This window comes from Paenibacillus terrisolis (assembly GCF_056171975.1).
The window spans coordinates 41,541-54,044 of the sequence record NZ_JBKFGG010000016.1; the positions used below are offsets into that span (position 1 = coordinate 41,541).

Consider the following 12,504-nt stretch of genomic DNA (forward strand, 5'->3'; position numbering starts at 1 on the left):
ATAATGTCCCTCATCAAAGCCTGTTTATTCGATCTGGATGGAGTGCTCGTGGACACGGCCAAGTATCATTACCTGGCCTGGAAGCGCCTGGCCGCCGAACTTGGCTTCGAGTTTACCGAACTGGGTAACGAGAAGCTGAAGGGCGTCAGCCGCATGGCTTCCCTGGATATTTTGCTTGGCGTCGGCGGGATTGAAGCCGATGACGCAACCAAGCAAGAAATGGCCGTCCGGAAAAACGGCTGGTATGTCGAATTCATCTCGGCGATGGATGCTTCGGAAATATTGCCGGGCGTTCTTGAGTTTTTACGGGGATGCCGGGAACGCGGCCTGAAGCTTGCTCTCGGGTCGGCCAGCAAAAATGCGATGACGATTCTGAACAATACGCAGCTTGCGCCGTATTTTGACGCCATCATCGACGGCACCCGGACGTCCGGCGCCAAGCCGGACCCGGAGGTTTTTCAGCTCGGCGCCCGTGAGCTGGGCGTTTCCCCGCAGCAGTGCGTCGTCTTCGAGGACGCCGAGGCGGGGATCGAAGCCGCACGCCGCGCCGGGATGTGCTGCATCGGTATCGGCCGGCCGGAAATCCTGGCCCAGGCCAATTTCGTGGTGCCTTCCCTTGCCGCCATGACTGCAGAACGCCTGCTTGAGCTGTTCCCCTCCTGAAAAAATAAGGTATTTCCAGCGACAAGTGACGAATAGTTATCTTCCTTTTTTTATAAAACTATTAACAGAGAATGACCTAAAGGAGCCGGTTACCGTGAAACAATATTTAAAACTGGATGAGTGGTCTATCATCGAGGAATCCTTTGATCCCGCCACGCATGAAATATCCGAGAGCGTTTTCAGCATCGGCAACGGATTTATGGGACAGCGCGCCAACTTCGAAGAGCAATACAGCGGTCCCTCCCTCCAAGGAAGCTACATGGCGGGTGTCTACTACCCCGACAAAACCCGTGTTGGCTGGTGGAAAAACGGCTATCCCGAATATTTCGCCAAAGTGCTGAACAGTACGAATTGGATCGGAATCAACGTCGAAATCGACGGGATAACCTTGGATCTGGCCAAATGTGAGGTAAAAGACTTTGTCCGGGAGCTCAACATGAAAGATGGCTACCTGTCCCGGAGTTTTACGGCCGTTCTTGGCGGCGGCAAAGAAGTCTCCGTGAAGTCGGTTCGCTTCGTCAGCGTAACCCGTCGCCAGATCGGCGCGATCCGGTACGAAATAACGCCGCTCAATTTTGACGGAGCGATCGCGCTTATGCCTTATCTTGACGGCGATGTGCAGAATAAGGACTCCAACTACGAGGAGAAATTTTGGCTTGAAGTGGAAAAGGTCGCCGCAGCGGATCAATCCTATCTGACGGTCAAAACGAAAAAGCTCGATTTTCATGTGACTTCCCTGATGGCCTTTGACGTGTTTAAAAACGGCGAGAAGCTGGAGCTTCAGCCTGCTTTTTCCGAGCAAGAGAAATACGTCGCCGCCCAAGTCGGCGTTGAGGCCGGCCGCGGCGAGAAAATCGCCTTCTACAAATACGTCGCTAATGTCACTTCCCGGAATCACGAGCTCGGCGAGCTTGTATCCGCCGGTTCCAAGACGCTGGCTGATGCGAAGCGGGTTGGGTTTGACGCGCTGCTCCGCGAGCAAGCCGAGGCCTGGGCGGAGAAATGGAAAGAGAGCGACATTATCGTCGATGGGGACGTGTCGGCGCAGCAGGCGATCCGCTTTAATATTTTTCAGCTGAATCAAACTTACAACGGCGAGGATGACCGGCTTAATATCGGTCCGAAGGGCTTCACCGGGGAAAAATACGGCGGCAGCACCTACTGGGATACGGAAGCGTACTGCGTGCCGTTTTACCTCAGCACGGCGGAATCCGAAATTGCCCGCAATCTGCTGATCTACCGCTACAAGCATCTGGAAAAAGCCAAGGAAAACGCCCGTAAACTGGGCTTTACCAAAGGCGCGCTGTATCCGATGGTGACGATGAACGGCGAGGAATGCCATAACGAATGGGAAATTACGTTCGAGGAAATCCACCGCAACGGCGCGATCGCTTACGCGATATATAACTATGTGAATTATACAGGTGATAAAGCATACCTCGGCGAATACGGCCTTGAAGTGCTTGCGGAGATTTCCCGCTTCTGGGAAGGGCGCGTGAATTATTCGGCGTCCAAAGGCAAATACGTCATCCTGGGCGTAACGGGTCCGAACGAATACGAAAACAACGTGAACAACAACTGGTACACGAACCGGATCGCGGCCTGGACGCTGGAATATACGCTGGAATCGCTGGAGCATCTTAAGGAGAACGACGCCGGACATTATGCGGTGCTGGTCGACAAACTGCAGCTTCAGGACTCGGAAACGAAGCAGTGGCGGCACATCATCGACAACATGTATTACCCTTACGACGAAGAGCGCGGTGTGTTCCTGCAGCAGGACGGCTTCCTCGACAAAGAGCTCATCGCCGTGAAGGATCTCGCGCCGGGCAATCTGCCGATTAACCAGAACTGGTCCTGGGACCGTATTTTGCGTTCCTGCTTCATCAAGCAGGCCGACGTGCTGCAGGGTCTTTATTTCCTCGGCGACCGCTACGATCTAGCAGCGAAAAAGCGGAATTTCGATTTCTACGAGCCGATGACGGTGCACGAATCCTCCCTCTCCCCTTGCCTGCATGTGATTCTCGCCTGCGAGCTCGGGTATCAGGAGAAGGCCTACGAGATGTACCTGCGTACGGCCCGTCTGGACCTCGACAACTATAACAACGACACCGAGGACGGGTGCCACATTACCAGCATGGCCGGCACCTGGATGTCGATTATCCAAGGCTTCGGCGGCCTGCGCGTTGATGGCGGCGAGCTCGTGCTGCGCCCGTTCATCCCGTCGCACTGGAAATCCTTCTCGTTCAAAGTTATGTTCCGCGGCTCGCGCCTGCAAGTCAACGTTACGGAAGAAGGCATCCACGTAGCCAACGAGACGGAAATCCCGGCAGCCATCCGGATTTACGACCAAAGCTACACGGTTAGCGGACTTGGCGAAGTAAAAGCCACTCGGGCTTCGTCTGTGACGACAATTTAACGCTCCCCCTTTCGCGGTACTTATTTATTTATGGAAAAGCCGTTCCCTGGCCCATATAGGCTGGGGAGCGGCTTTTGGGTTTGAGCTTTGAGCGTTGACGGGGAGCGTTGATGGAAAGCGTTGAACGGAGAGCCAGGCTTTTGGGGGATTGACCCGTTCACTATTAACTCGATGAAACACTGTAAGTTGGACTGATGTTTTCGCTCCCCCTTTCGCACCCCACGCGAGCTCCCAGCATACGGGATTTCGCTGTATGGCGGGTGATCGGCGACTACATGCTTCTTTTCTCCAAACTTGCCGGTCTGCCGGATACAGGCTTCTCTCCTTCAACCTTACCGGTTGGTCGACTACCTGCTTCTTTCCTTAAACCTTACCGGTTGGTCGACTACTTGCTTCTTTCCTTCGACCTTGCCGGAAATAGCGGTAAATCGTGACCTTAATTTGGGCTTTGGGCTGAATAGTTGAAAAATAGCGCCTAAAAAGGGCGTTATTCTTCTAAAAAGGACGGAAATCGGCTATGTTTGAGTCACTTTGGCGGAAAAAGAGCCATTTTGTGCCGCTATTTAGCAAAAAAAGGGGCCATTCACCGGAATAGCGCCCTTTTGTACCGTTATCGTTTTCGCGAATTGCTTTATTAGTCCACTCTCCCGCAAAATCCTCCGTCAAGGAGCGACGCCCAGCACCACCATGCCGATGCCTTGAACCTCCAGGTAGCACGAGTAAGGCTCCAGTGTGCGCACATGCTCGCTGCCGAACCGCGTTTCCCAATGGCCCAGCGCGGGGAGCGTCAGCGATACCGTACCGGGGTTCGCGTTGTACAGCACGTAAAGATGGCGATCCTCATCCTCTCCGGCATGGCTCCGCAGCGTATAGGCCACCGCATGGCCCGGCGCGGCCTCGAACCGCAGATGGTCGCGAATCTCCTGCGCCGTCCGCATGCGAAACGCCGGATGCGCCTGCCGCAGCCGAGTCAGACTGCGCATGTACGATACGTCGGCCTGATGCCCGGCGCAGCGCTCCCAATCCAGCCAATTAATCTCCACGGGCGATTTGTAGCTGTTTTCGGTGCCGTTTTTCGTCCGCATAAACTCTTGCCCGGCATGGAGAAACGGAATCCCCTGGCTGGTCAGCACGATGGCCGAAGCCAGGCGGTGCATGTATCTGCGCTGTTCCTCGGATGCGCCAGGGGTGGAAAAAACGATTTTGTCCCAAAGCGTATGATTATCGTGGCACTCCACGTAATTCACGCATTGCACGGGCTCCGCCGCAAATTGCGAAATGGACCCGCCGTAGTAAATGCCTCCGGCCACGCCGCGTTTTACGCGCTCCTCGAACCCGTCGCCGCCGCTGATGAACCCTCTATGCTCCGAGTGAAAAATATCCCCTTTCACCGCATCCCGCAGCCCATCGTTAAAGTGCCCGATCCGCGGCAGCTGCCAGGCGTGGTTCTGGTTGGACCGCCGATCCTCCGGCAGCACCGTATCCATGATCCATCCCTCGCCGACCATCATGATCGAAGGGTCGATTTCATCCAGCCGGCGCCGGATTTCGTTCATCGTACCGATGTCGATCAAGCCCATCAGGTCGAAACGGAAGCCGTCGACGTGATACTCGCGCGCCCAATGCAACACCGATTCAACGATGTACTTCGACATCATCGGCCGTTCGGATGCGCATTCATTGCCGCAGAAGGCCCCGTCCGAAAAAGTGCCGTCCGCTTTGTAGCGTAAATAATATCCCGGCACGAGCTTCGTAAAATGAATCAGGTAACCGTCGAAAACATGGTTGTACACAACGTCCATGATCACCCTGAGGCCGCGTTTATGCAGCGCCTGTATCGCCCGTTTCAGTTCGTTGATGCGAGTAGCCGGAGAATAAGGATCCGTTGCATACGAACCTTCGGGAACATTATAGTTTTTCGGATCGTATCCCCAGTTGTAGTGAGGCTGATCCAGCTTGGTTTCATCCACGCTTTCCCGTGAGTAGTCGAAGACCGGGAGCAACTGGACATGCGTGACGCCAAGAGACGAGATATGATCGAGTCCCGTAGGAATTCCTTCAGGTCCGCGCGTGCCGCTCTCGGTCAAGCCAAGAAACTTCCCTTTGTGCCGGATGCCGCTGTCCGGATGAATCGATAAGTCGCGAATATGCAGCTCATAAATGACCGCATCCGTTAGCGATTCCAAGGGAGGTTTTTCGTCCTCGTCCCAATTTCCCGGGTTGGTTCCGGACAGGTCGAGCACTACCGTTTTGTCTCCGTTAACCCCAACCGCTTCGGCGTAAGGATCGGCCGCTTCATTCCACTGCGATCCGATTCTGACGCGATACGTATAATAAATATTTTGGCAGTCCTCAAACACGGTTAACACCCAGGTTCCCTGAACATCCCTCCGCATGGGAATCTCCCGGGCCGGCGCCGCATTCCACGCGTCGTAAAATACGACCCTTGCCTCCGAGGCCGTCGGCGCCCACAGCCGAAACGCCGTGCGGTCAGGGCTATAGATGGCCCCCAGGTCGCTGCCTTCATAATAAAATTTCACATCGAATTCCTGCGCAAATACAGAAATTCCGTCTGTTGCCGCCAAATCTCCATAATCAAAAACAATATCGTTTTCCTTTTGTACTGACAAACGGATTCACTCCAATCCCTTCATATTCGGCAGTACTTCTTCCGTGTACGCCCGCAGGATCTCTCCGACACTCCAGGCTTGAGTGAAGCAGCCTCTCCCGGTACAAGCGAACTCCCCGTCAAAAATCTCGGCAATTCCGCCGATTCCCCCGTCGTAAAGATGATCCTCAAACACCTCGCACATGTCCTTGGCGTCCGCCACAGCCCGAGCGCTGTAACCGTTTACCTTACAGTACGCCGTGATAAATGCGCCTAGCGGAAAGGCCCATGCCGTTCCCATATGGTATGCGGCATCCCGATCCATCAGTTTCCCGATGTACCTGGCTTTGTATTCCGGGTCGCGAAAAGACAGCGAACGCAGGCCGTATGGCGTGTAAAGCTCCTGATGCACTGTGCCGACCACCTTAGCCGCTTGCTCCAAAGGCAGCATCGTAAACGGCAAAGACACGGCCCAGATCTGATTCGGTCGGATCGCGGCGTCGTCCGCATAACTTCCGTCCGCCTGCTTCACGTCGACGACATCGTACAAGCAACCCGCTTCGGCATTCCAGAAACGCCGGTTAAAGGATTCATGGACTTTTTGTGCCAATTTATCATATGGCGAGGGTTGCCCGAAATGTTCCGACAGCTCTGTCATGACACAAAGCGCGTTGTACCACAAAGCGTTGATCTCGACCGGTTTGCCGTGCCTCGGCGTAACGACCCAATCCCCGACCCGCACGTCCATCCAGGTAACCTGATCAAGCCCGCTTCCCGCGCGGATGAGCCCGTCGTCGTCCATTCCTATGGAAAAATCGGCACCATCCCGGTAAGCGTCGATAATCTCAAGCAGCTTCGGAAAAATATTTTCGCGAACGAACCTATAATCATCTTCCCCACCCGTATGTTTCAAATATTCATAGACCGCCTCAAAATACCAAAGCGAGGCGTCCACCGTGTTATAATACGGCTCCTGACCGTCGTCGGGAAACATATTCGGAATCAACCCGCCACGCACGTACTTTGAAAAAGATTGCAAAATTTCGCGCGCTTCGCCGTATCTTTTGGTCGATAACGTGAGTCCGTGCATCGCGATCATCGTATCCCGGCCCCAATCGGTGAACCAGGGATAACCGGCCAAAACGGTCTTCAGTCCCGTCGATTCCCGGTCGACGATAAAATGATCCGCCGCCTCCACAAGGCGGTCGGCCAGGCGGTCGCCGTATCCCGCCGCCCGGACCAGCCCGTTCATCCGCTCTTTATATTCGCGGACAATCGTAAATCCGTCCTTTTCGTCCAGCGGCTCGGTGGAGCATTTGATATAAAAACGTTTGCTTTCATAGGGCTCTACCGTCAGATGGATTTCATACGGCGTATAATGGCAGTCCACCCCTAGAAAACCGTTCCGGTTCTCAAACGAGTAAAAATGCCCTTCATCGTACACATGAGTCGGCGTCGCCATAGTGGTGGGCAGTGTAGAGCGGTCCAGGTAGGTCCCCGCCGAGGTTATAAAGGCAATCGTCGTCTTCGGGCTGCTCACCGGCATAAGCTGCAGCAGGTTTCCGTTCAGACGCGTCTCAAACCGCAGACTTCCCTTCTCCGACACCGCACCGGCCGATCGATAATTGAACAGCGGCAATAGCTTCACCCGGGTTCGCTCCTTGCCGCCGGTGATGTCATAGCATACCGTGACCGTATTATGCCCATATTCCAGGGCGATCGTTTTGCGGAGACGTACATCCTCCACCTGATAATCATATTCCGGCACCGTATCCAGCTTGAAACGCCGTAAATACTTCTGGCCGTTTTTGGCCCAATTCATATATTGCTGGGAAGTCAGATCATACTCTCTCCCCCCGATTTCAAGCTGCTCCTGCGTTCTTGTAAAAACCAAAAACCGGTTTACCGGCGCTTTGGCCGAAGCGACCAAGTATCCGTGCGACATCCGGTATCCCCCGCCGGGAACCGAATGGTTGGCATACCCGCCGATCCCGTTGCCAATCAGCCACTCGCGTTCATTTCCTTCCTCCATCGTACGCCAGGCGCTGCGTCCCAAAATGTATGCTCGGTGTTCCATGCCTTTTCCCCTTTCAAAGCCAGAGAGCAATCTCCGAATAATCCCTTGGTTAAACGTTTACGTTCCTATCTGTGGTGCATTATATCACCGTTGCTTCTTTGAGGTCAATCGTTTGCACAAAGTCGGATGGATGGGGCGCCGATGTTTCGATTACATTGTTCTCCCCTACTCTTACGGCCATAAATTTTGACCATTTTGACGCCGCTAATCACATGGCCGGGGTAGCGAATGTTGCACTTTATACAACAATTTGGGCATGAACCAAACGATGCGGCTCAAATGTTGTATTTTATGCAACAAATTAGCCTTAAAGGCCATTTTTACGCTGATTTACTGTGTTTTTTGTGCACTTTATACAACAATTTGGACTTTAACAACCTGGAATGCTCAAAAATGTTGCACATTATACAATATTTCAACTCTTTAAATGGCTACCCGCCACCTCTTTAAGCAAACGCAAGCCCTCTATTGGAAAATTAGCAGCAAAGGGGTAGTGAGAAGGACGGTTACAGATGAATATCCAGATGGGAGTGAACGTCGAGCGGACTTCCCCTCCAGGGCGTGTAATGGTTTGTGTTGAATTTTGTGTGCGGGTTACGTGCCGGATCGTGTGCGGGGCGGGTGTTTGGGTGTGTACGGGTAGTATGCCCAGGTCATGTACGGAGCCTGTGTTGGTTATATGTTGGGTCATATGTTGGGTCATATGTTGGGTCATATGTTGGGTCATATGTTGGGTCATATGTTGGGTCATATGCCGGATCGTGTATCGGTTGTGTGCCGGGGGTATTTGCCAGAGCGTGTACCGGTTGTATGCAGGGTTATGTGTTGGATTTGTGCAAGGCGTATACGGGTCATGTGCCGATTGTATGCCGGGGTCATGTGCAGAGCGTGTGCGGTATTATGCATTGTTGTACTATGGTTTGTGCGTGCGGGGGTAATGTAGGGGCGTGCGTGACCGCTAGGGGTGCGGAGGGTGGCGCAAAGGCCGGTTCGGGGTTTAACTGTTCACAAAAACAAAAAAGAGGAGCGACTCCGTCGCCCCTCCAAAAATACTTGCCCTTGCGTCCATGTGCCAATCTAGCGTGCTCGGATGCGGATTAGCTCGCCTTTTTGCTGATGTAGTCCAGGTCATCCGCCAGCAATTTGGCAAAATCTTTCGCGATGCCAAGTCCGGACTGCGCTTTGATGGTAGTCTTTAGAGCCGTGATTTTGATGCCGCGCTCCAGCTTGAGCTTGGATTTTTGCAGAGAAGCGACCTGAGCCTCCAAAGCAGTGGCAATCCCCTTAACCCTGAAGTAGTGCTTAGCTTCGCCGAGGTCGATCAGCTCATCCAGATGCGCGATGTCGATCGTGACTTCAAAGGTGAGCTTCGCCGATGATTTAAGTCCGGCTGCGTCCTCCGCCTGTACGATCAGCGTGTGCGGCCCGGCCGATTGGGAGAATGGAACGATGCCGGCCGTACCGGCGATGCTTTTACCATCCAGCGTATAGGTAGTCTTGGCGATACCGCTAACTTGATCTTCCGCGCTGACGGTAAAAGGAACGGCTGCATCGGTCTGCAGCACGGTCTTCTCTCCAGCAAATGCAACCAGTGGCGCCGTTTGATCAATGTTAATGTAAAGCAGCTTGGCGGTCTCCGCGTTTCCGGCCTGGTCCAGCGAACGGTATTCAATGACGTATCTTCCGTCCGCGATAAGCGTAACCGGAGCGGAAGTTTCCGTCCAGCTTCCCTCGTTCACCCGGTACTCGGTGTGAGCAAGCCCGCTGCCGCCGCCGTCTTCGGCGCTAAAGGAAATCGACACCGCCGACACGTTGTAGACGGACGGTCCTTCTTTGCCGGCTACAATAGCCGTCGTGACCGGTGCAACTTGATCATACAGAGCAAAATGCTCCAGCTTCAGCGGCTTTAATTGGAACGTGCCGCGGAAAACGGAAGAAATGCCCGTTACGCTGATCCGCGATCCTGCCGGAAATGCAGAGTTAAACGCCGTAAGATTAATGCCCGTTCTGCCGTCGACCCGGATGCGGGTTGAGACTCCGTCTCCACGAACTGCGTCAAATTCGAACGATCCCGCAGGCGTGGCCTGAACGACATTCCGGATTTCCACGTTTTGCAGCGAAATCAGGCGCCCTTGGTTGCTGTCGTCGACAGCCGCCTGAACTTCCGGCTCGGGAAGCGGCGCCGTCCCCAGATCTTCGATCACGATCGGGTTCTCCAGCTCGACTTCCCCGTTGTACAGCGTTTTGCTTGCGCTGATGCGAATCAGATCTCCGGCATGGTAACCGGCTGCCGTCTGATAAACATAAATTCCGCCGGTTTCATCCTGCACGTAAAACCCTTGGCCGCCAAACAATCCCGGTTCGGAAGTAACGACGCCTTCCACCGTAACCACCGTACCGTCCGCAGCTTGTCGGGCATCCGCAATGGATACCGGATCCGGCACCGCCGGATGGTCGCCGGGAAGCGGCTCCGCGTTAACGTTCGCAATCGTCACCGTCTTCGTGTTGACGTTGGCGCTGCCGCGTTTGAGCCGCAGATTCGCGCTGCCGGAAAGCCCCGGCTTGAACTGAACGGTCAGATCCATAGCGGCGTGCCCTTGAGCATTGCCCGTGACTGAAAACGTCGGGCTGTAGTTGTAATCGGACCAGCCGCCGCTGCCGTTGTTAAATCTGGCAATTTGCTCTCCGCCGTTCAGATAGAAGCCGACTCTAAGATCCGTAACCGTCTGCCCCGGCGTTAATCTGTCTACGGTCAAACGGATTTGGAATTCCTGAGCGCTTGGCAGCTGCGCCTGATGAACGAAAGCAAACACCGGATCCGTCGTCGGAGCCTGGGTCGAACCATAAGAGCCCGGCTTAAACGTCGCCGGATCATACCATTTGTACCCGGCGGCCGGCGCGGACCATGGTTCCGGCTGCGGCTCGGTCGTTAGCTCCGGCTCCTCGCTGGCGCCAAGCTGCGTTGGCGTATCGAGCTGCAGACCCGGCACTTGATCGAGCGATGTGTAGCTTTCATCGTAAGCGAGCCATTTCACGATTTGCACCAGGAACAGCCCGTCATTGACTTCTTTGAAACCGTCGTATGTTGTTTTCGTTTGTCCGGTTTCCTCCCGGACATATTTCGGCGTGATATCCTCAACCGGTGAGGAGTCGCCGATGAAAGCGGCTTTGCCAAGTCCCAGTTTGGAGATCGCGGCAAACGGACCTTCCGGCCGTCCCCCTCCGTTATACACGCCGCTGTCCACCGCGCTGCCCCATGCAGGGGCGCCAGTAGGAACATAAACGATGCCTTTGGCTTTTTGCGGATCCAGGATGGCCAGCGTGGAGCCGGCATGAACGGCTACCGCTTGCACTCCCGTCGTGATGCCAAACGATTGGCTCGGACTCACGATGTCGGTCGCGTTGACGTCGCCGAGCGCGTTGTAGCGGAATCGCAAGCCGAAATTGTCCGCCAGCCAGTCCGAGCTGGAAAGGCCTTGCATGGCCGGAGATGCCGCTTCCTCCGCGCTCATGCCTTTGACCGGATTCTCGAAAGCGCCGCGGCGAAAGCCGTTGAACGCTTCGGAAGCATCCCAGCGGTTTTTGTTGCGGTCGGAGTTATAGTGGTCCGCAATAAAGAACACGGCCCCGCCGTTTTGTACATACTGCACCAGAGCCTGCTGCTCCGAAGCTTTGAACGGAATATCGGCCTCCGGAATAACGAACACATCATAATTATGCAGCACATCGTAAGTGATCGCCTGCTCCCCGAACGTGTACGGAATCGGGCGGTCCAGCGAATCTACCGTGAACAAGGCGGCGCGCAGACCATCGGCAAAGTCCGAGAAGGCTCCGTCGATAACCCAATCCGCAGCGCCAGCCGTTTGAGCGTGACTGTTGTCAAACAGTACCTTTTTGCCGGTTCCGTCAGGCAAGGTCGGCGGCTGTCCCGGATCCGGATTGCCGCTGCCAGGGTCCTCACCCGGGTCTTGTCCGGGATCTTCGCCCGGATCGGGGTGCTGCGCGGACAGCTCAATGGCCGTCACGCTTTTCAGGCCGGGAAAATTGTTGTACGCGGCCAGCGAACCGGATACGGTAACCTGCTTCCCGATTAAATCAGGATTGCTCTGCAGGCCAAACTGTGCCCGAAATCCCGCAGGGACCTGAACGTCTACCAGCTTTGTTTTGTCCCGTTCTCCCGCCGTGTCGGCCATCAGGAAGTTAAAATCATTGGTGAACGGCGGATCGAAATCGGCGGTTAACGAACCCGTTGCATGACCTGCGATATACCCCGTTACGCTGACGACTTCTCCATTGTTTCCTTTTGCAATCGTGTCAGCCACGGTTAAGGAAGTTGCCTCCGCTGCCGCTGACGGAGCAATCTGCGTCTCAGATGACTGCAGCGCCGGCTGATCCGCCGGAAGGGTCTCACTTAAAGCGTCTTGCGCCAAACTTGGCGCTTCTGCAGAAATCTCCAGTTGTCCTCCAGGGACAACGTCCTCCGCCGCAGCGAACGACGTGCCGCCCGGAATGCCGGTTGCCGCCAAGGCACCCGCCAAGGCCCAACCCAGCAGCTTATTTTTCCATTTTGCGCTCATCAAAGATCCATTCCTCCCCACAACTTTATAATAGACTACTTAACTATCATATTTTAAAATAAATTGTTTATTATTGGCTGACCGTTAAAATAATGTAAAATCGTATTTTCATAGTTACAAACAGCACAGCTTTTTCCCTTTGACTCCATATAAAGTGGAA

General features: G+C 54.5%; 5 protein-coding genes. 2 read left to right on the forward strand and 3 right to left on the reverse strand.

The annotated features are described in order from the left end of the window. Positions 1-3 precede the first annotated feature (3 nt). Both pgmB and ACI48K_RS14915 read left to right on the forward strand, forming a co-directional pair. Positions 4-663 carry a beta-phosphoglucomutase gene (gene pgmB / locus ACI48K_RS14910; protein WP_475028402.1) on the forward strand — a complete coding sequence of 220 codons (660 nt, stop codon included), beginning with the start codon at positions 4-6 and terminating at the stop codon, positions 661-663. Between the two features lie 94 nt (positions 664-757). After that, positions 758-3,082 (forward strand): glycoside hydrolase family 65 protein, encoded by a 2,325-nt coding sequence (locus ACI48K_RS14915; protein WP_475028403.1) that lies wholly within the window; start codon positions 758-760, stop codon positions 3,080-3,082. 662 nt (positions 3,083-3,744) lie between these two features. Here ACI48K_RS14915 and pulA read toward each other — a convergent pair. The 3 genes from pulA to ACI48K_RS14930 all read right to left on the reverse strand — a co-directional run bounded on the left by pulA (position 3,745) and on the right by ACI48K_RS14930 (position 12,344). Continuing rightward, on the reverse strand, positions 3,745-5,712 hold the full coding sequence (gene pulA, locus ACI48K_RS14920) for a type I pullulanase (RefSeq protein ID WP_475028404.1): 1,968 nt from the start codon (positions 5,710-5,712) through the stop codon (positions 3,745-3,747). Positions 5,713-5,718: 6 nt separating this feature from the next. Then, positions 5,719-7,767 carry an amylo-alpha-1,6-glucosidase gene (locus ACI48K_RS14925; RefSeq protein WP_475028405.1) on the reverse strand — a complete coding sequence of 683 codons (2,049 nt, stop codon included), beginning with the start codon at positions 7,765-7,767 and terminating at the stop codon, positions 5,719-5,721. A 1,097-nt stretch (positions 7,768-8,864) separates the two neighbouring features. Then, positions 8,865-12,344 carry a DUF6359 domain-containing protein gene (locus tag ACI48K_RS14930; protein WP_475028406.1) on the reverse strand — a complete coding sequence of 1,160 codons (3,480 nt, stop codon included), beginning with the start codon at positions 12,342-12,344 and terminating at the stop codon, positions 8,865-8,867. Between the last annotated feature and the right edge of the window lie 160 nt (positions 12,345-12,504).

Coding starts and splice junctions, on each gene's coding strand:
- pgmB (WP_475028402.1), top strand. CDS start 4: ATGTCCCTCATCAAAGCCTGTTTATTCGATCTGGATGGAGTGCTCGTG.
- ACI48K_RS14925 (WP_475028405.1), bottom strand. CDS start 7,767: ATGGAACACCGAGCATACATTTTGGGACGCAGCGCCTGGCGTACGATG.
- ACI48K_RS14930 (WP_475028406.1), bottom strand. CDS start 12,344: ATGAGCGCAAAATGGAAAAATAAGCTGCTGGGTTGGGCCTTGGCGGGT.